Genomic DNA, 19643 nt, shown 5'->3' with positions numbered 1-19643 from the left:
AATAGTTATCAATAATATTATCAATATATTTCATCATTAAATAAAAAATTACACAATAAACATGAGGTTATGACGGTGACGGCGTTAACGACAGGAAGTGAGACCTGGTGGCAGTCAAAACACGGTCCCGAATGGGAGCGTGAAACAGACGAAAAATATCGGGTGACTTTCTGGTGGCGCGATCCGCAGGGAACGGAAAACCGCTCTTCAATTCGCCGCGTATGGGTCTACATTACGGGCGTCACCGACCATCACCAGAATGCGGTTCCGCAATCCATGCAGCGTATTGCGGGCACGGATGTCTGGCGATGGAGCACGACATTAAGCGCCGACTGGCGTGGCAGTTACTGTTTCATCCCTTCTGAACGCGATGATATTTTTGCTTCTCTGGCAGTAGATGAAACGCCTGACAGAACCACGCTGCGTGAAGGCTGGCGTCAGTTATTGCCGCAGGCGATTGCCGATCCTCTTAACCCGGTGAGCTGGAAGGGGGGGCGGGGTCATGCAGTTTCCGCGCTGGAAATGCCTGGCGCGCCAGCACAACCCGGCTGGGATAAGCCTGAAAATCCGTCAGCTCCCCCGGTATGTTTGCAATGGCGCAGCGAGCGGTTGGGCAATACGCGTCGCGTGTGGGTGTTCACGACCGGCGACGCCCGGCCTGAACGTCCGCTAGCGATTCTGCTCGACGGGCAGTTTTGGGCGGAAAGCATGCCCGTCTGGCCCGCGCTCACCTCACTGACCCGGCGGCGTCAGCTCCCTCCTGCGGTCTACCTGCTGATTGATGCCATTGATACCCCCCACCGTAGCCGTGAACTGCCCTGCAATGCCGATTTCTGGCTGGCGGTACAACAAGAACTCCTGCCGCTGGTGAAAACCGTTGCGCCATTCAGCGATTGTGCAAAAAGGACGATCGTCGCCGGGCAGAGTTTTGGCGGGCTCTCCTCGCTGTATGCCGGTCTGAACTGGCCTGAGCGCTTTGGCTGCGTACTGAGCCAGTCGGGATCGTTCTGGTGGCCGCAGCGCGGCGCAGATCGGGAAGGCGAGATTATTGAACAGCTGAAGGCGGGCACATTGACCGCCAGAGGATTGCGCATCGTGCTGGAGGCCGGTATCAGAGAGCCGCTTATTTTCCGGGCGAATCAGGCGCTTTACAGCCAACTACACACTACGCAGCAGTCGGTTTTCTGGCGTCAGGTTGACGGCGGACATGATGCGCTTTGCTGGCGTGGCGGATTAATGCAGGGGTTGATGACCCTCTGGCAACCGTTAACCGACACGCTGTAGCTGGCGATTTTCCACGACAGGAGTTGAGTATGGAATTCAGTAATCCCTTCGATAACCCGCAGGGACAATTTTACATTCTGCAAAACCCGCAGCGTCAATTTAGTCTCTGGCCACAGCAGTGTTCTCTCCCTGCGGGCTGGCAGGTGGTGTGCGAACCGCAATCGCAGGCGCTTTGCCAGCAGTGGCTGGATGCGCACTGGACCACGCTAACTCCCGCCCATTACGCCGCTGCGCAGGAGGCTCAATGACCACGCGTTTACCGTTAGTGGCCGCCCAGCCAGGGATCTGGATGGCGGAAAAACTCTCTACGCTGCCTTCCGCCTGGAGCGTGGCGCACTATGTGGAATTACACGGCACGCTGAATGCCCCTCTGCTGGCGCAGGCGGTTGTAACCGGTATGGCGCAAGCGGATACCCTCCGCATGCGATTTACTGAAGATAACGGCGAGGTCTGGCAGTGGGTGGACCCGACATTCACGTTTGCACAACCCGAGCTTATCGATCTGCGTGACGAGCTCGATCCGCATGCGGCGGCGCTGGCGCGGATGCAGGCCGATCTGCGACAAAATCTACGCGTTGATGGCGGCAAACCGCTGGCGTTCCACCAGTTGATTCAGGTCGATGATACCCGTTGGTACTGGTATCAGCGTTATCACCATCTACTGGTGGATGGCTTCAGTTTCCCGGCGATAACCCGTCAGATCGCGGCGATTTACCGCGCCTGGCAGTGTAACGCCCCGACGCCCGACTCGCCGTTTACGCCATTTGCTGACGTGGTGGAGGAGTATCAGCGTTACCGTGAGAGCGAGGCTTATCAACGCGATGGCGCCTTCTGGGCGGAGCAGCGTCGCCAGTTGCCGCCTCCCGCTTCGCTGTCGGCTGCGCCGCTTCCAGGGCGGGCGGCCAGCGCCGATATTTTGCGTATGAAACTGGATGTGCCCGACGGTGTTTTCCGTCAGCTGGCGGCACGCATGTCTGATATTCAGCGTGCGGATTTAGCGCTGGCGCTGGTGGCGCTATGGCTGGGGCGCCTGTGCGGTCGGATGGACTATGCCGCCGGATTTATATTCATGCGGCGTATGGGCTCGGCGGCGTTAACGGCGACCGGCCCGGTACTGAACGTCCTGCCGTTAGGGGTAAGCATTAATGCGGCGGAAACGCTGCCGGAACTGGCGACGCGTCTTGCCGGGCAGATGAAAAAAATGCGTCGCCATCAGCGTTATGACGCCGAACAGATCGTTCGCGACAGCGGCCGCGCGGCGGGTGAAGAACCGCTGTTTGGCCCGGTACTGAACGTGAAGGTCTTTGATTATCAACTGGATATTCCCGGTGTACAGGCGCAAACCCATACGCTGGCGACCGGCCCGGTTAACGATCTTGAACTGGCGCTGTTCCCGGATGAAGAGGGCGGCCTGAGCATTGAAATCTTAGCCAACAAACAGCGCTATGATGAGGCGACGTTATCCCGCCATGCGTCACGGCTGACGGCGCTGATACGCCAGTTTGCGGACAATCCGGCGCTGCGCTGCGGCGATGCCGAAATGCTCCTGCCTGCCGAATATGCGCAACTGGCGCAGATTAATGATACGGCGGTAAGCATACCGCTCACGACGCTCAGCGCGCTGGTTGACGAACAGACACGCAAAACGCCGGACGCGCCCGCGCTGGCTGATGCGCGCCATCAGCTCAGTTATCAGGAGATGCGCGAGCAGGTGATCGCCCTGGCGCACCTGCTGCGTGAACGTGGCGTTAAACCGGGCGACAGCGTCGCGGTGGCGTTGCCGCGCTCGGTTTTCCTGACGCTGGCGCTGCACGGTATTGTGGAGGCCGGAGCCGCCTGGCTGCCGTTAGATACGGGGTATCCAGACGATCGTCTGCGAATGATGCTCGAAGACGCGCAGCCGAAATTACTGATCACAACCGCAGAACAGCTGCCGCGATTTAACGATATCCCCGGCGTAGAAAGCCTGTGCTACAACGCGCTGCTGCCGACGAGCGGCGCTGAATCGCTGGCGTTGTCGTTGCCGCACCACACGGCATACATCATCTTTACATCCGGTTCGACCGGCAGGCCGAAAGGGGTAATGGTCGGGCAAACCGCGATCGTGAATCGCCTGCTGTGGATGCAGGATCACTATCCGTTAACGGCAGAGGATGTGGTCGCACAAAAAACGCCGTGCAGTTTCGATGTTTCGGTGTGGGAATTCTTCTGGCCGTTTATTGCCGGGGCGAAGCTGGTGATGGCGGAGCCGGACGCGCACCGCGATCCGATTGCCATGCAGCATTTCTTTGCGAAGTATGGTGTGACCACCACCCACTTTGTCCCGTCAATGCTGGCGGCGTTCGTCGCCTCGCTCACTCCTGAATCCGCTCATGAAAGCTGCGCTACGCTACAGCGCGTATTTTGTAGCGGCGAGGCGCTGCCCGCCGGGCTGTGCCGCGAGTGGGAACAGTTGACCGGCGCGCCGCTGCACAATCTGTACGGGCCGACGGAAGCGGCGGTGGATGTCAGCTGGTATCCCGCCTGCGGCAAAGAACTGGCGGATGTCACCGGAAACAGCGTGCCGATTGGCTATCCGGTCTGGAATACCGGCCTGTGTATTCTTGATGCGATGATGCGCCCGGTGCCGCCGGGCACCGCGGGTGATTTATACCTGACCGGCATCCAGTTGGCGCAGGGGTATCTGGGGCGCCCGGATCTGACGGCGAGTCGCTTTATTGCCGATCCGTTTATGCCGGGCGAACGCATGTATCGCACCGGAGACGTGGCGCGCTGGCTGGAAAATGGCGCGGTAGAGTACCTTGGCCGCAGCGACGATCAGCTAAAAATTCGTGGTCAGCGCATTGAACTGGGCGAGATTGATCGGGTTATGCAAACGCTGCCGGACGTCGAGCACGCCGTGGCTCACGCCTGCGTGTTTAACCAGGCGGCCGCGACAGGAGGCGATGCCCGCCAACTGGTAGGCTATCTGGTGTCACAATCCGGCTTACCGCTGGATATTCCGGCGCTTCAGGAACGGTTACGCGAGACATTACCGCCGCATATGGTGCCTGTGGTTCTGCTACAGCTTGCGGAACTGCCGCTCAGCGCAAACGGGAAACTGGATCGTAAAGCGCTGCCGATGCCGCAACTGACGCAACGTACGCCGGGGCGCGCGCCATTACCAGGGACGGAAAAAACGGTGGCTGACGCCTTTGCCGGCCTGCTGGGTTGCGAGGTCAATGATGTGGAGGCCGACTTCTTTGCGCTGGGCGGGCATTCGTTACTGGCGATGAAACTCGCCGCGCAGTTGAGTCGCGCGTCCGGGCGTCAGGTGACGCCGGGGCAGGTGATGGTGGCGTCAACCGTTGGTCAGCTTAGCGCGTTGCTGGATTCCGCCGATGACGAGCAGTCTCAGCGTCTGGGCTTTGAAACACTCCTGCCGCTGCGTGAAAGCAGTGGACCAACGTTATTCTGCTTCCATCCGGCGTCCGGTTTTGCCTGGCAGTTTAGCGTGCTGGCACGTTATCTCAGCCCACACTGGTCGATTACGGGGATTCAGTCGCCAAGGCCTGATGGACCGATGCAAACGGCCACGAATCTGGATGAGGTGTGCGAGCGTCATCTGGAAACGCTGCTGGCGCAGCAGCCGCATGGGCCTTACTACCTGCTGGGGTATTCGCTGGGCGGAACGCTGGCCCAGGGCATTGCGGCGCGCTTGCGTGCGCGTGGCGAAACGGTTGCATTCCTCGGGCTGCTGGATACCTGGCCGCCGGAAACGCAAAACTGGCAGGAAAAAGAGGCCAATGGTCTGGACCCTGAAGTGTTAGCGGAGATCGCGCGTGAACGCGAAGCGTTCCTTGCTGCGCAACAGGGAAATGCCTCCGGGGAGTTATTCAGCACCATCGAAGGAAACTACGCCGATGCCGTGCGGCTTCTGACAACCGCGCATAGCGTACCGTTCGATGGACGCGCAACGCTGTTTGTCGCGGAGCGCACCCTGCCGGAAGGAATAAGCCCTGAACGCAGCTGGGCGCCGTGGATGGCTGAACTGGATATCTATCGCCAGGATTGCGCCCACGTCGATATTATTTCACCTGCCGCGTTTGAGAATATCGGGCCGATTATTCGCGCATTGCTCGACCAGTAAGCGAAGCGTTCTGACACCTTTAAAAATCTAATTCTACTGATGCCCATAATAGCTACCAATTATTATGGGCTTTTTATTTGTCTTCAGCATTGATTTAACATAAGTGAAACATAATCAGACGGTTGGTAAAATTCTGAATATTGCATGCTACCTGTGGAACAAACAAAGATCGTTTCGGATAATTCTGAGATGCTGTTAGAATATTAGAAAGGATGTTTTTATTCATTGGACTCAATGTCAGGTTACACAACATGTCATCACTCAATGTTAAGCAGGAAAAAGATTCGGAATTTACTGGCTATCCGTTAGCGCCGTCAAACAGTAATGAAATTGATTTGTTAAGCCTTGTTGATGTTTTATGGCGGGCGAAAAATCGCATTATTGCGACTGTTTTTGCGTTTGCGCTGGCAGGTATTCTGCTGTCCTTTATTCTGCCGCAGAAATGGACCAGTCGGGCGATTGTCACCCCGGCAGAGGCCGTACAGTGGCAGGCGCTGGAAAAAACGCTGACCACATTGCGTGTGCTGAACCTCGACATTAATTTGCAGCGAGACGCCGTCTTTACGCTTTTCATTAAGAAGTTCAGCTCAACATCGCTGCTGGATGAATATCTTCGCGCCTCCCCGTATGTGATGGATCAATTGAAAGGGGCGGATATTGATGAAATGGAACTGCATCGGGCGATTGTTGCGCTCAGTGAAAAGATGAACGCGGTGGATACCAACGCTGGTAAGAAAAACGAGACGTCGTTATTTACCTCGTGGACATTGAGTTTTACTGCGCCAACGAAAGAAGAGGCGCAGAAGGTGCTGGCCGGCTATATCCAGTATGTGTCGGACATCGTCGTGAAAGAGACGCTGGAGAATATTCGTAACCAGCTGGACACCAGAACGCATTTCGAGAAAGAAAAACTGGCGATGGACCGGGTGAGATTGCGCAACCAGCTTGATGCGAACATTCAGCGACTTAATTATTCCCTGGAGATTGCCAACGCCGCCGGGATTAAGAAGCCGGTCTACAGGGCGGTAAAAGACGACCCGGATTTCTCTATTTCTCTGGGCGCCGACGGTATTGCGCAAAAATTGCAAATTGAAAAGTCCGTCACGGACGTTGCGGAAATTAACGCTGAAATACGCAATCGCCAGTATTACGTAGAGCAACTGACCGCGATGAATATCAATGATGTGAAATTTATGCCGTTTAAATATCAGCTATCGCCTTCGCTGCCAGTGAAAAAAGACGGCCCGGGCAAAGCGTTGATCGTGATTCTGGCTGCGTTGCTGGGCGGTATGATCGCGTGCGGCGGTGTTCTGCTGCGTCATGCCATGCTGTCCCGTAAACTGGATGATGCGATTCAACTGGAAGAACGGTTAGTCTAAGCACTATCCGGCAAATCGCCCGGTGGCGCTGTCGCTGACCGGGCCTGTATTGTTGCCCCTCCGCCATTGAGATTACTTCGGACGACCCAGCGGCACAACCAGCGGCGTTCCGGCGATCGGATCGTCGATGATCGTGCAACGTAATCCATAAATTTTCTCAATAAGATCCGCCGTCACAATCTCCTTTGGCGCTCCCTCTGCGACGATTTTGCCTTCACGTAACGCGATTAAATGCGTGGCATACCGGCAGGCCTGGTTAAGGTCGTGCAGAACCGCAGCGAGGGTGTAACCTTTCTCGCGATTCAGCTCGCTCAACAGCTCCAGCAGATCGATCTGGTGGCTGATGTCCAGCCAGGTCGTCGGTTCATCCAGCAACATGATGGACGTTTCCTGCGCCAGCACCATGGCTATCCATGCTCGCTGCCGCTGCCCGCCGGAAAGCGTGTCCACGCTTTGCGTCGCCAGGTGGGTAATCCCCGTGGCGCGCATCGCACCGGCGACGGCGTCTTCGTCTTCTTTGCGCCAGCGGGTAAACAAAGGCTGATGCGGATAGCGGCCCCGGGCAACCAGCTCCTGTACGGTGATATCGCCCGGCGTGGTGGCGTTTTGCGCCAGCAGACCGATTCGTCGCGCTACCTCTTTACTGGCGTAGTGCTGAATATGCTCGCCGTCGAGCCAGACGTGGCCATGTACGGGCGACATCAGACGGCTTAGCGTACGCAATAATGTTGATTTGCCGCAGCCATTCGGCCCAATAATGGCAGTGAAGTGACCATCCGGGATAGAAACATTCAGATTCTCCGCGACGGTATACTTGCCATAACCCAGCGTTAACTGGTCGCCACGCAAACGGGCTACTGATTCGGTCATTTTTTGCGGGACTCCTGAATTAACAAGACGATAAGGTAAATACCGCCGAGGCTTACGGTGACAACGCCTACCGGAAGCTGGTAAGGCATAAACAGTTGTTGGGCGCACAGGTCGGCGGCCAGCAGCAGCAGCGCGCCGCACAATGCGGACTGGGTTAACCCCCAGCGTGCCGTGCCGCTAAGGCGCCGCGCGATGTGCGGCGCAACCAGCGCAATGAAAGAGATCGGGCCTGCGAGCGCCGTCGCGGCGGCGGTCAGCACCACGGCGACCAGCATCATCATTAACCGGGAACGTTCAACGCTGACGCCAAGCGCGCAGGCGCTGTCATCGCCCATTTCCAGCAAGCGCAGACGGCGTACCAGCAATGCGGCACACGCCAGCATCAGAACGATCAGCGGTGCCGAGGGCCACGTTTTGGCCCAGGTCAGTCCGTTGAGCGACCCGGCGTTCCACAATCCGGCGGAGAGGGCCGTTTCTAACGACGCCTGCAACAGCAGCCAGGTGTTGAACGCCACCAGCATGGCGCGCACGCCGATGCCGATAATAATCAGCCGGAAGGTCTCAATGCCGTTGCGCCAGGCAAGCAGCCAGACGATCAGCGAGGTGAGAATCCCACCAGCCATTGCCGCCATCGCGATCGCCGTTAGGTTCTGGCCAAACAGCACCATTGCCACCAGCACGCCGCTCCAGGCCCCGGTGTTAAAACCCATTACGTCCGGGCTACCCAGCGGGTTGCGCATCAACGACTGAAAAATCGCGCCGCTGACGCCCAACGCGGCGCCAATCAGTAACGCCATCAGCACGCGAGGCAGACGCCATTCGGTCACCACAAGGGTAATGCTGCGCGGGGCGTCTCCCAGCAACGCATTGATGATTTGCGAGACTTCCAGTGTAACGGCGCCGCTGCGCAGGCTCCACAAGCCGACAGCGATACAGCCGAGCACCAGCAACAGACAACTTATGATCAGGCGGCGGGAAAGGTGCATCATACGGCACCTCCGCGCTGCTTGCGCCGCACGAGGAAAATAAGCACTGGCGCGCCGAGAAAGGCGCTGACAACCGAAACGCGCAATTCACCGGGAACGATGAGTCGCCCGATAATATCGGCAAACAGCAGCAGGGTCGGGGTCGCCAGCAACGTGACCGGCAGCGACCAGCGGTGATCCGCCCCCACCAGCCAGCGGGCCATGTGCGGCATCATCAGACCGATAAACGCAATGGGGCCAACAACCGCCGTCGCGCTGCCGCATAACACGGTAATCACCAGCAGGCCGATGAGCTGGGTACGCGCCACTTTGCTGCCCAGCGCGGTGGCAGTATCGCTACCGAGACTCAGGCTGTTCAGCGCGCGGCTGAGAAACAGCGCGGTAGCACCGGCAATCAGCACCGGCACGACAATAACCTTGAGCGTTTGCAGACTGCGAATGTCCAGCGAGCCGGCCTGCCAGAAACGGAGCTGATCGTACACATCCGGGTTCAGCAACGCGATACCGTTGGAAAGCCCCTCCAGCACTGCGCCGAGCGCGACACCCGCTAGCGTGAGGCGAACCGGGCTTAACTGCCCGGCGCCCTGACTGCCGGTAAAGGCGACAATCAGCGAGGCGACCAGCGCCCCGGCAAACGCCATCAGCAACTGTTCCTGCGGAGAGGAAAAACCAAACAGCGCCGCGCCGAGTACGATCGCGAAACTGGCGCCGGAATTGACGCCGAGAATGCCCGGGTCGGCAAGCGGGTTGCGGGTGAGCGTTTGCATTAACGCCCCGGCGAGCCCCAGTGCGCCGCCAGCCAACAGGCCAGCCAGCGTGCGCGGCAATCGCGCGTCCAGCACGATGGTGCAGTCAGCGCTTTGGCAGGTGCCGGTAATTGCTTCAAGTACGACGGACGCAGGCAGTGATTTTGCGCCGATAGCCAGACTTAATGCCGTGGCGAGAATAAGTAATAACAACAAGCCGGGCACGGCGATGGCGCGTGCCACGGAAACAGAGCATGACATATCAACTTCCCTGATAATGATAGTAATTATCGTTATCGATCTTATTCGGTTATGTTAGCATGTGCAGCCATTGAATGGATATTTAAAAAAAGTTCGCATTAAGGCGTTGTAATGAATCGACAATCCTGGCTGCTGAATCTCAGCCTGTTGAAGACGCACCCTGCATTTCGCGCTGTCTTCCTCGCCCGTTTTATCTCTATTGTCTCGCTGGGTCTGCTGGGCGTAGCGGTGCCGGTACAGATCCAGATGATGACCCACTCGACGTGGCAGGTTGGTCTGTCGGTGACGCTGACCGGCAGCGCGATGTTTGTTGGCCTGATGGTCGGCGGCGTGCTGGCGGATCGTTATGAACGTAAAAAGGTGATCCTGCTGGCGCGCGGCACCTGCGGTATTGGCTTTATTGGCCTGTGTCTGAACGCGCTGTTGCCGGAACCTTCGCTGCTGGCAATCTATCTGCTCGGTCTGTGGGATGGCTTTTTTGCCTCGCTGGGGGTCACGGCGCTACTGGCGGCGACGCCTGCGCTGGTAGGGCGAGAAAACCTTATGCAGGCTGGGGCGATTACGATGCTGACGGTGCGTCTGGGATCGGTGATTTCACCGATGCTGGGTGGCGTATTGCTGGCTACCGGCGGCGTGGCCTGGAACTACGGTCTGGCGGCGGCAGGAACATTTATCACGCTGCTGCCGTTGCTGAGCCTTCCGGCGCTCCCGCCGCCGCCGCAACCGCGTGAGCATCCGTTGAAATCGCTGTTGGCGGCGTTCCGTTTCTTGCTCTCCAGCCCGCTCATTGGCGGCATTGCGTTGCTTGGCGGACTTTTGACGATGGCAAGTGCGGTGCGCGTGCTTTATCCGGCGCTGGCGATTAACTGGCACATGTCCGCCGCGCAAATCGGTTTACTTTATGCCGCTATCCCATTGGGGGCGGCTGTTGGCGCGTTAACCAGCGGGCAACTGGCGCACAGCGTTCGCCCTGGACTGTTGATGCTGGCTTCCACCGTAGGGTCGTTCCTGGCGATTGGGTTGTTTGGGCTGATGCCTGTCTGGCTGCTCGGGGTGATCTGTCTGGCGCTGTTCGGCTGGCTCAGCGCGATTAGCTCGTTACTGCAATACACCCTGTTGCAGACGCAAACGCCGGAAGCCATGCTCGGGCGAATCAACGGCCTGTGGACGGCGCAAAACGTGACCGGCGACGCCATCGGCGCAGCGCTGTTGGGCGGGCTGGGCGCCATGATGACGCCGGTTGCGTCAGCGAGCGTGAGCGGGTTTGGGCTGGTGATCGTTGGGTTGTTGTTAATGCTGCTGCTGGGCGAGTTGCGTCGTTTTCGCCAGCCGCCGCCGGTGCCAGATGGCGCACCGCTTTAAAATGCAGGCCGGACAGGGCATTGGCCGCTATCCGGCAAATAAATTAAAACAGCGCGGCGAGACGGTTAAGCAGTAACGTTGCGCTGTAGTAGTCCAGACGGAACGTTTCGGTGCCCAGCGCATAAACGCGCTTGTTTTGCACGGCAGGCAGGTGAGCAAGCAGTGGGTTGGCGTAAATAGCGTCGGCATCTTTGCTGTCACCGGCAAACAGGAACAGCGCTTCGCCGTTCAGACCTGCTGCCAGGTTTTCCCCGCCAAGCTGGATGATGTCATGACGTTTGCCCTGGCTTTTACTGGTTTGCAGTCCGGCAGGGAGGGGCGCCAGCGTAAAGCCTAACTGCTCCATCAGCTTGCCCTGGGCTGAATCCTGCGTCCACAGGTTGGCGCTGTGTGCGGCAGCGGTGTAGACCAGCGCGCTGACCGGTTGCGGCGGTAATGTGAGCTGTTGTTTAACGGTCGCCAGTTGTTTATCGAATTCCGTGATGCGCGCAGCGGCCTGTTTTTCCTGGCCGGTGATCTCGCCCAGTTGCGTCAGCAGAGACTGCCAGCTTTTATCGTCGTAATTGATGATAAGCGTAGGGGCAATAGTAGAAAGCTGATCGTACAGCGCCAGCGCAGAGTCGCCGCCGGTTGCGCTAATCAGAATAAGGTCCGGCATTTGTGCGGCAACGGCTTCAGCGCTTGGTTCGCCGATGTACAGGCGCGCCAGCTTGCGCGCTTTCGCAACGTCGCTCCATTGACGCAGAAATCCCCGATCGTCGGCAAAGCGGTTGTTAGGGGTGGTCGCTCCGCTGGCGACAACGGGAGCATCAATCGCCAGCAGCGAGCCCGTCAGGGTCACGCTGGTAGAGACGATACGTTCAGGTTTATGGTCCAGCGTATGCGTGCCGCGGCTGTCGGTGATCTGGCGCGGCCAGTCAGCGGCATGACCTAAAGAAATTCCTGAAATGAAAAGCCCAACCAGTATCAGGGATGTTCTGCAAAGCAGGGGAAGTCTCACGAATCAGCGTCCTGTTATTAATGGAGTTAATGCTTCTCATTTTCATTGTTAGCGTGAAGGGATGCAAGTCTAAGTCGCACATTGTGCTACCCCAAGAGTTGACATGCTGTCTGTTTACTTTTAGGTTAGCGCCCGAAAATATAAATGATAATCATTATTAAAGCCTTTATCATTTTTGGAGGATGATATGGATACGTCACTGGCCGAGGAAGTTCAGCAGAAAATGGCAACGCTCACCCCCGATCGCTTTTTCTTTATGTCGCCGTATCGCAGCTTTACGACGTCAGGATGCTTCGCCCGTTTCGCTGAACCAGCGGTTGACGGGGATTCGTTAGACAGCCCCTTCCAACAAAAATTACAGCAAGCCTTTGCCGACGCCAGAGCGCAGGGTATCGCAAATCCTGTTATGGTCGGCGCTATCCCCTTTGATACCCGCCAGCCATCCTCGCTGTTCATTCCTGAGTCCTGGCAGACCTTCTCCCGACCGGCAAAGCAACAATCCTCGCGTTACTTTACCGGGCATCAGGCACTGAATGTTATTGATCGTAAAAGTATCCCTGAACAGGAAACGTTTGAAGCGATGGTAGCGCGCGCGGCAGCGCTGACGGCGACGCCTGAAGTCGACAAAGTGGTTCTGTCACGCCTGATTGATATTACGACCGATGCCACCATTGACAGCGGCGCGCTGCTGGAGCGGCTGGTGGTGCAGAACCCGGTGAGTTACAACTTCCATGTGCCTCTGGAGGATGGCGGCGTGCTGCTTGGCGCCAGCCCGGAATTGCTGCTGCGTAAAGAGGGCGAGCGCTTTAGTTCGCTGCCGTTGGCCGGGTCGGCGCGTCGCCAGCCTGATGATGTGCTGGATCGTGAAGCGGGCAACCGACTGCTGGCTTCTGAAAAAGACAGACATGAACATGAACTGGTTACTCAGGCCATGAAGACGGTGCTGCGCGACCGCAGCAGTGAATTACAACTGCCCGCATCTCCACAATTGATCACCACCCCGACGTTATGGCATCTCGGTACGCCGTTCGAAGGTAAGGCGAATGCGGAAGAAAATGCCCTGACGCTGGCGTGTCTGCTGCATCCGACGCCTGCGTTGAGTGGTTTCCCGCATCAGGTGGCGAAAAAATTAATTGCTGAACTGGAGCCGTTCGATCGTGAACTGTTCGGCGGCATCGTCGGCTGGTGTGACGCTGAAGGAAACGGCGAGTGGGTCGTGACGATTCGTTGCGCGAAGCTGCGACAAAACCAGGTTCGCCTGTTCGCGGGCGCCGGGATTGTTCCTGCTTCGTCTCCGGTCGCGGAGTGGCGTGAGACCGGCGTGAAGCTTTCTACCATGTTGAACGTTTTTGGACTGCATTAAGGAGCGATGATGACCATTCCTTTCACCCGTTGGCCGGAGGAGTTTGCCCGCCGCTATCGTGAAAAAGGGTACTGGCAGGATCTGCCGCTGACCGATATTTTAACCCGCCACGCAGACAGCGATAAAACGGCGGTGATTGATGGCGATCGACACCTGAGCTATCGCGAACTGAACCAGGCGGCGGATAATCTGGCCTGTAGCCTGCGTCGTCAGGGGATCAAACCCGGCGAAACCGCGCTGGTGCAACTGGGCAACGTGGCGGAGCTGTATATCACTTTCTTCGCCCTGCTGAAGCTCGGCGTCGCACCGGTTCTGGCGCTGTTCAGCCATCAACGGACGGAACTTAACGCTTACGCAAAGCAAATTGAACCGGCGCTGGTGATTGCTGACCGCCAGCACGCGCTGTTCACCGGGGACGACTTCCTCAATACGTTTATTGCCGAACACAATTCCGTGCGTGTGGTGCTGTTGCTCAACGATGCGGGTGAACACAACCTGCAAACGGCGATTGACCAGCCTGCGGTTGATTTTACCGCCACGCCATCACCTGCCGATGAGGTGGCTTATTTCCAGCTTTCCGGCGGTACAACCGGAACGCCGAAGCTGATCCCGCGCACCCATAATGATTATTACTACAGCGTGCGTCGCAGCAATGAAATTTGCCACTTTACCGAAGCCACGCGCTTCTTATGCGCGATTCCGGCTGCGCATAACTACGCCATGAGTTCGCCGGGATCGCTGGGCGTCTTTCTGGCCCAGGGAACGGTGGTGCTGGCGGCTGATCCGAGCGCTACGCTCTGTTTCCCGTTAATTGAAAAGCATCAGATTAATTCAACGGCGCTGGTGCCGCCTGCGGTGAGCCTGTGGTTGCAGGCGATTCAGGAGTGGGGCAGCAACGCGCAACTGGCCTCGTTGAAACTGTTGCAGGTAGGCGGCGCACGGCTTTCAGCGACGCTTGCCGCGCGTATTCCGGCGGAAATCGGCTGTCAGTTGCAGCAGGTATTCGGCATGGCGGAAGGACTGGTGAATTACACCCGTCTGGACGACAGCCCGGAGCGCATCATCAATACTCAGGGTTGCCCGATGTGCCCGGACGATGAGGTCTGGGTGGCTGACGCTGACGGCAATCCGCTGCCGCAGGGGGAAACGGGACGCCTGATGACGCGCGGGCCGTACACGTTTCGCGGCTATTTTAAAAGCCCGGAGCATAACGCCAGCGCGTTTGATGCCAACGGCTTTTACTGCTCCGGCGATCTGATCTCCATTGATCCAGATGGCTATATCACCGTGCAGGGACGTGAAAAAGATCAGATCAATCGCGGCGGGGAGAAGATCGCCGCGGAAGAGATTGAAAACCTGTTACTGCGCCACCCGGCCGTAATCCATGCCGCGCTGGTCAGCATGGAAGATGAGCTGATGGGGGAAAAAAGCTGCGCCTGGCTGGTGGTGAAAGAGCCGCTTCGCGCGGTACAGGTACGCCGCTTCCTGCGTGAGCAGGGGGTCGCCGAATTCAAATTGCCGGATCGCGTGGAGTGCGTCGAGGCGTTGCCTCTGACCCCGGTCGGTAAAGTCGATAAAAAACAATTACGTCAGTGGCTGGCGTCACGTTCACTGACCTGAAGGAGAAAGAGAGATGGCAATTCCGAAATTGCAGGCGTACGCGCTGCCTGGCGCGCTCGATATTCCGCCCAATAAAGTGAACTGGGCCTTTGAACCTGAACGCGCAGCGCTGTTGATCCACGATATGCAGGATTATTTTGTCAGCTTCTGGGGCGACAACTGCCCAATGATGAAACAGGTGATCGCGAATATCGCCGCCCTGCGTCAGTACTGCAAAGAGCACAACATTCCGGTCTATTACACCGCTCAGCCGAAAGATCAGAGCGATGAAGATCGCGCCCTGTTGAACGATATGTGGGGGCCGGGCCTGACGCGTTCTCCCGAGCAGCAAAAGATTGTCGATGCGCTGGCACCGGACGAGGCGGACACCGTGCTGGTGAAATGGCGTTACAGCGCGTTTCACCGTTCGCCGCTGGAGCAGATGTTAAAAGAAACCGGGCGTAATCAGCTGATTATCACGGGTGTGTATGCGCACATTGGCTGTATGACCACGGCGACCGACGCTTTCATGCGCGATATCAAGCCGTTTATGGTGGCGGATGCGCTGGCCGATTTCAGCCGTGAAGAACATGTGATGTCGCTTAACTATGTTGCCGGTCGCTCCGGTCGCGTGGTGATGACGCAGGAACTGCTGCCGACGCCGGTTCCGGCGAGCAAAGCGGAGTTGCGGGCGCTGATCCTGCCGCTGCTGGATGAATCCGACGAGCCGCTGGATGATGAAAACCTGATTGATTATGGGCTGGACTCTGTACGTATGATGGCGCTGGCGGCTCGCTGGCGTAAAGTGCATGGCGATATCGACTTCGTGATGCTGGCGAAAAACCCGACGATCGATGCCTGGTGGACGCTGCTTTCCCGTGAGGTGAAGTGATGGCCGGATTGGATTTTAACGGCAAAACCGTCTGGGTGACCGGCGCGGGAAAAGGGATTGGTTATACCACGGCGCTGGCGTTTGTTGCGGCTGGCGCGCAGGTGACGGGATTCGATCGCGAGTTCGCGCAGGATGCGTATCCCTTTGCGACCGAAGTGCTGGATGTCGCAGACGCCGCGCAGGTCGCGCAGGTTTGCCAGCGCGTGCTGGCGCAAACCGAACGGCTGGATGTGCTGGTGAATGCCGCCGGGATTTTACGGATGGGGGTGACCGATGCGCTAAGCGCCGAGGACTGGCAGCAGACGTTCGCCGTCAACGTCGGCGGCGCGTTTAACCTCTTCCAGCAGACGATGGCGCAATTTCGTCAGCAGCAGGGCGGGGCGATTGTTACCGTCGCGTCTGATGCGGCGCACACGCCGCGCATTGGCATGAGCGCCTATGGCGCGTCCAAAGCGGCGCTGAAAAGCCTGGCGCTGACCGTTGGGCTGGAGCTGGCGGGCAGCGGCGTTCGCTGTAACGTCGTCTCTCCGGGATCTACCGATACCGATATGCAGCGCACGCTGTGGGTGAGCGATGATGCGGAACAACAGCGTATTCGTGGCTTTGGCGAGCAGTTTAAGCTTGGCATTCCGCTGGGTAAAATCGCGCGTCCGCAGGAAATCGCGAATACCATTTTATTCCTCGCCTCCGATCTGGCCAGCCACATTACGCTACAGGACATTGTGGTTGACGGCGGTTCAACCCTGGGAGCGTAACGATGATCTGGAAACGCCATTTAACGCTTGATGAGCTGAACGCCACCAGTCTGAACACGATGGTGGCGCATCTGGCGATCGTCTATACCCGTCTGGGCGATGACGTGCTGGAGGCGGAAATGCCCGTTGACGCGCGAACGCATCAGCCTTTCGGCCTGTTACACGGCGGCGCTTCGGCGGCGCTGGCGGAGACCCTGGGGTCAATGGCCGGGTATCTGATGACCCGTGACGGCCAGTGCGTGGTGGGAACCGAGCTGAATGCCACGCATCATCGCGCCGTGTCGCAGGGGAAGGTGCGCGGCGTTTGCCAGCCGCTGCATCTGGGCCGGCAAAGCCAGAGCTGGGAAATTGTGATTTTTGACGAACAGGGACGACGTTGCTGTACCTGCCGCCTGGGGACGGCGGTGATGGGCTAGGCCCAACAAAATGCAATGATGTTGCAGCGTTGACCGACCAATGAAGTGATCCAGTTAACAATGCAATGTAAATAATCAGTTTTATAGCGTTGTCAGGTTGTTAAAACCAGCAGAGGTGTTATAGAAACAAAATGTAACATCTCTCTGGAACACAACACGCAAACGGACAACAACTATGAACAAATCAGGGAAATACCTCGTCTGGACATTGCTCTCCGTTATGGGAGCATTTGCCCTGGGATATATTGCGTTAAACCGTGGGGAACAGATCAACGCGCTATGGATCGTCGTGGCGTCAGTTTGTGTCTACCTCATTGCCTACCGTTTTTATGGTCTGTATATCGCCAAAAATGTGCTGGCGGTTGACCCGACGCGCATGACGCCTGCGGTGCGTCATAACGATGGTCTGGACTACGTACCTACCGATAAGAAAGTGCTGTTCGGTCACCATTTTGCGGCGATTGCCGGGGCAGGGCCGTTGGTTGGGCCGGTGCTGGCGGCGCAGATGGGGTATCTGCCCGGTATGATCTGGCTGCTTGCCGGGGTTGTGCTGGCAGGCGCGGTGCAGGACTTTATGGTGCTGTTTGTTTCTACCCGTCGTGACGGTCGCTCGCTGGGTGAACTGGTTAAAGAAGAAATGGGCCCAACGGCTGGTGTGATCGCGCTGGTGGCCTGTTTCATGATCATGGTGATTATCCTTGCGGTACTGGCGATGATCGTCGTGAAAGCCCTGACCCACAGTCCGTGGGGGACGTACACCGTTGCGTTCACCATTCCGTTGGCCATTTTTATGGGCGTCTACCTGCGTTACCTGCGTCCGGGACGTATTGGCGAGGTGTCTGTTATTGGCCTGGTGTTCCTTGTCTTTGCCATCATCTCCGGTGGCTGGGTGGCGGAAAGCCCAACCTGGGCGCCGTATTTTGACTTTACCGGCGTACAGTTGACCTGGATGCTGGTGGGCTACGGTTTTGTGGCGGCGGTTCTGCCGGTATGGCTGCTGCTGGCGCCGCGTGATTACCTCTCAACCTTCCTGAAAATTGGTACGATTGTCGGTCTGGCCGTCGGCATTCTGATTATGCGTCCGACGCTGACGATGCCTGCGCTGACCAAATTTGTGGATGGCACCGGCCCGGTGTGGACCGGTAACCTGTTCCCGTTCTTGTTCATCACCATTGCCTGTGGCGCGGTGTCTGGCTTCCATGCGCTGATCTCTTCCGGCACCACGCCGAAGATGCTGGCGAACGAAGGGCAGGCCTGCTTTATCGGCTACGGCGGGATGTTGATGGAATCCTTCGTGGCGATTATGGCGCTGGTTTCCGCATGTATCATTGATCCGGGCGTTTACTTCGCCATGAACAGCCCAATGGCCGTACTGGCGCCAGCCGGAACCGCTGATGTGGTTGCCTCTGCTGCGCAGGTGGTCAGTAGCTGGGGCTTTGCGATTACGCCTGATACGCTGCATCAGATTGCCAACGAAGTGGGCGAACAATCCATTATTTCTCGTGCCGGTGGCGCGCCAACGCTGGCGGTGGGGATGGCCTACATCCTGCACGGCGCGCTGGGCGGTATGATGGATGTGGCGTTCTGGTATCACTTCGCGATTCTGTTTGAAGCCCTGTTCATTCTGACGGCGGTTGATGCCGGTACGCGTGCGGCGCGCTTTATGTTGCAGGATCTGCTGGGCGTGGTCTCTCCGGGTCTGAAACGTACGGATTCACTGCCTGCGAACCTGTTAGCGACGGCGCTGTGCGTGCTGGCGTGGGGATACTTCCTGCACCAGGGCGTGGTGGACCCGTTAGGAGGGATCAACACTCTGTGGCCGCTGTTTGGTATCGCGAACCAGATGCTGGCGGGTATGGCGCTGATGCTCTGCGCGGTTGTACTGTTCAAGATGAAACGTCAGCGTTACGCATGGGTGGCGCTGGTGCCTACCGCCTGGCTGCTGATTTGTACGCTGACCGCAGGCTGGCAGAAAGCGTTTAGCCCGGATACCAAAATTGGTTTCCTGGCGATCGCCAATAAATTCCAGGCGATGATCGACAGTGGCGATATTCCTGCGCAGTACACGCAGTCTCAGCTGGCGCAACTGGTGTTCAACAACCGTCTGGATGCCGGTCTGACCATCTTCTTCATGGTTGTGGTGGTGGTTCTGGCTCTGTTCTCAATCAAAACTGCGCTGGCAGCGCTGAAAGAGGACAAACCGACGGCGAAAGAAACGCCGTATGAAGCCATGCCCGAAAACGTTGAAGAGATTGTGGCGCAGGCGAAAGGCGCGCACTGATTTTTAAATAAGCGGCCCTCTTCTTAACGGGAGAGGGCATTTGCGTCACAGGTGGTAACGATGTTTGATACGCTTTCTAAGGCCGGGAAATATCTGGGTCAGGCGGCAAAACTGATGATTGGCGTGCCGGACTATGACAACTACGTTGAGCATATGCGCGTGACGCACCCGGATCAGGCGCCAATGACTTACGAAGAATTTTTTCGTGAGCGGCAGGATGCGCGTTATGGCGGGAAAGGCGGCGCACGTTGCTGCTGATGTTTTGTGTTGCCCGGTGGCGCTACGCTTACCGGGCCTACGGGGTATTTTACAGGCCGGGT

At 57.7% G+C, this 19643-nt stretch carries 16 protein-coding genes; 12 read left to right on the top strand and 4 right to left on the bottom strand.

The genetic code is table 11. The features are described 5' to 3' along the window. The first annotated feature begins 69 nt into the window (after window positions 1-69). From fes to wzz(fepE), 4 genes are all read left to right on the top strand, one after another. Window positions 70-1284: an enterochelin esterase gene (gene fes / locus OGW17_RS15290; RefSeq protein WP_071259800.1), complete on the top strand. Its 1215-nt coding sequence runs from the start codon at window positions 70-72 to the stop codon at window positions 1282-1284. A gap of 29 nt (window positions 1285-1313) precedes the next feature. After that, on the top strand, window positions 1314-1532 hold the full coding sequence (locus tag OGW17_RS15285; protein WP_058668745.1) for an MbtH family protein: 219 nt from the start codon (window positions 1314-1316) through the stop codon (window positions 1530-1532). Then, window positions 1529-5413 (top strand): enterobactin non-ribosomal peptide synthetase EntF, encoded by a 3885-nt coding sequence (gene entF / locus OGW17_RS15280; protein ID WP_071259797.1) that lies wholly within the window; start codon window positions 1529-1531, stop codon window positions 5411-5413. The genes OGW17_RS15285 and entF overlap by 4 nt, the downstream gene beginning before the upstream one ends. Window positions 5414-5664: 251 nt before the next feature. After that, window positions 5665-6792 carry an LPS O-antigen length regulator Wzz(fepE) gene (gene wzz(fepE) / locus OGW17_RS15275; protein ID WP_286452248.1) on the top strand — a complete coding sequence of 376 codons (1128 nt, stop codon included), beginning with the start codon at window positions 5665-5667 and terminating at the stop codon, window positions 6790-6792. A gap of 72 nt (window positions 6793-6864) precedes the next feature. On the opposite strand, the gene fepC is transcribed toward wzz(fepE), so the two are convergent. From fepC to fepD, 3 genes are read right to left on the bottom strand one after another with little or no spacing between them, the layout of a single operon-like run. Further along, window positions 6865-7662, bottom strand: a complete 798-nt coding sequence (gene fepC / locus OGW17_RS15270; protein ID WP_047458235.1) for an iron-enterobactin ABC transporter ATP-binding protein — start codon at window positions 7660-7662, stop codon at window positions 6865-6867. Beyond that, window positions 7659-8651, bottom strand: a complete 993-nt coding sequence (fepG, locus tag OGW17_RS15265) for an iron-enterobactin ABC transporter permease (protein WP_012133400.1) — start codon at window positions 8649-8651, stop codon at window positions 7659-7661. The genes fepC and fepG overlap by 4 nt, the downstream gene beginning before the upstream one ends. After that, window positions 8648-9655 (bottom strand): Fe(3+)-siderophore ABC transporter permease, encoded by a 1008-nt coding sequence (gene fepD / locus OGW17_RS15260; protein ID WP_012133399.1) that lies wholly within the window; start codon window positions 9653-9655, stop codon window positions 8648-8650. Before fepD ends, fepG begins: the two co-directional genes overlap by 4 nt. A gap of 111 nt (window positions 9656-9766) precedes the next feature. On the opposite strand from fepD, the gene entS reads away from it, so the two are divergent. After that, window positions 9767-11017 (top strand): enterobactin transporter EntS, encoded by a 1251-nt coding sequence (gene entS, locus OGW17_RS15255; protein WP_071259793.1) that lies wholly within the window; start codon window positions 9767-9769, stop codon window positions 11015-11017. A gap of 43 nt (window positions 11018-11060) precedes the next feature. Here the strand turns inward: entS and fepB are convergent, their stop codons facing one another. Continuing rightward, window positions 11061-12017, bottom strand: coding sequence for a Fe2+-enterobactin ABC transporter substrate-binding protein (gene fepB, locus OGW17_RS15250; protein ID WP_058668751.1), 957 nt, complete (start codon window positions 12015-12017; stop codon window positions 11061-11063). A 187-nt stretch (window positions 12018-12204) separates the two neighbouring features. Here fepB and entC point away from each other — a divergent pair, with 187 nt between their 5' ends. The 7 genes from entC (at window position 12205) to OGW17_RS15215 (ending at window position 19581) form a co-directional block, all read left to right on the top strand. Beyond that, window positions 12205-13380, top strand: a complete 1176-nt coding sequence (gene entC / locus OGW17_RS15245) for an isochorismate synthase EntC (protein WP_071259790.1) — start codon at window positions 12205-12207, stop codon at window positions 13378-13380. A gap of 9 nt (window positions 13381-13389) precedes the next feature. Further along, window positions 13390-15000: a (2,3-dihydroxybenzoyl)adenylate synthase EntE gene (entE, locus tag OGW17_RS15240; RefSeq protein WP_071259787.1), complete on the top strand. Its 1611-nt coding sequence runs from the start codon at window positions 13390-13392 to the stop codon at window positions 14998-15000. Window positions 15001-15013: 13 nt separating this feature from the next. Continuing rightward, window positions 15014-15871: an isochorismatase gene (locus OGW17_RS15235; protein WP_012133394.1), complete on the top strand. Its 858-nt coding sequence runs from the start codon at window positions 15014-15016 to the stop codon at window positions 15869-15871. Next, window positions 15871-16626: a 2,3-dihydro-2,3-dihydroxybenzoate dehydrogenase EntA gene (gene entA, locus OGW17_RS15230; protein WP_071259785.1), complete on the top strand. Its 756-nt coding sequence runs from the start codon at window positions 15871-15873 to the stop codon at window positions 16624-16626. The genes OGW17_RS15235 and entA overlap by 1 nt, the downstream gene beginning before the upstream one ends. Before the next feature lie 2 nt (window positions 16627-16628). Further along, complete coding sequence (gene entH, locus OGW17_RS15225) at window positions 16629-17042, top strand: proofreading thioesterase EntH (protein WP_012133392.1); 414 nt, start codon at window positions 16629-16631, stop codon at window positions 17040-17042. 175 nt (window positions 17043-17217) lie between these two features. Further along, window positions 17218-19323, top strand: coding sequence for a pyruvate/proton symporter CstA (gene cstA / locus OGW17_RS15220; RefSeq protein ID WP_012133391.1), 2106 nt, complete (start codon window positions 17218-17220; stop codon window positions 19321-19323). 60 nt (window positions 19324-19383) lie between these two features. Continuing rightward, window positions 19384-19581 (top strand): YbdD/YjiX family protein, encoded by a 198-nt coding sequence (locus tag OGW17_RS15215; RefSeq protein WP_071259782.1) that lies wholly within the window; start codon window positions 19384-19386, stop codon window positions 19579-19581. Window positions 19582-19643 lie beyond the last annotated feature (62 nt).

The sequence above is a fragment of the Citrobacter sp. CK181 genome, assembly GCF_030333595.1.
GTDB classification, from domain to species: domain Bacteria; phylum Pseudomonadota; class Gammaproteobacteria; order Enterobacterales; family Enterobacteriaceae; genus Citrobacter_B; species Citrobacter_B koseri.
This window is presented reverse-complemented; position numbering and strand designations above follow the sequence as displayed.

Coding starts and splice junctions, on each gene's coding strand:
- fes (WP_071259800.1), top strand. CDS start 70: ATGACGGTGACGGCGTTAACGACAGGAAGTGAGACCTGGTGGCAGTCA.
- OGW17_RS15285 (WP_058668745.1), top strand. CDS start 1,314: ATGGAATTCAGTAATCCCTTCGATAACCCGCAGGGACAATTTTACATT.
- entF (WP_071259797.1), top strand. CDS start 1,529: ATGACCACGCGTTTACCGTTAGTGGCCGCCCAGCCAGGGATCTGGATG.
- fepC (WP_047458235.1), bottom strand. CDS start 7,662: ATGACCGAATCAGTAGCCCGTTTGCGTGGCGACCAGTTAACGCTGGGT.
- fepG (WP_012133400.1), bottom strand. CDS start 8,651: ATGATGCACCTTTCCCGCCGCCTGATCATAAGTTGTCTGTTGCTGGTG.
- fepD (WP_012133399.1), bottom strand. CDS start 9,655: ATGTCATGCTCTGTTTCCGTGGCACGCGCCATCGCCGTGCCCGGCTTG.
- entS (WP_071259793.1), top strand. CDS start 9,767: ATGAATCGACAATCCTGGCTGCTGAATCTCAGCCTGTTGAAGACGCAC.
- entC (WP_071259790.1), top strand. CDS start 12,205: ATGGATACGTCACTGGCCGAGGAAGTTCAGCAGAAAATGGCAACGCTC.
- entE (WP_071259787.1), top strand. CDS start 13,390: ATGACCATTCCTTTCACCCGTTGGCCGGAGGAGTTTGCCCGCCGCTAT.
- OGW17_RS15235 (WP_012133394.1), top strand. CDS start 15,014: ATGGCAATTCCGAAATTGCAGGCGTACGCGCTGCCTGGCGCGCTCGAT.
- entA (WP_071259785.1), top strand. CDS start 15,871: ATGGCCGGATTGGATTTTAACGGCAAAACCGTCTGGGTGACCGGCGCG.
- entH (WP_012133392.1), top strand. CDS start 16,629: ATGATCTGGAAACGCCATTTAACGCTTGATGAGCTGAACGCCACCAGT.
- cstA (WP_012133391.1), top strand. CDS start 17,218: ATGAACAAATCAGGGAAATACCTCGTCTGGACATTGCTCTCCGTTATG.
- OGW17_RS15215 (WP_071259782.1), top strand. CDS start 19,384: ATGTTTGATACGCTTTCTAAGGCCGGGAAATATCTGGGTCAGGCGGCA.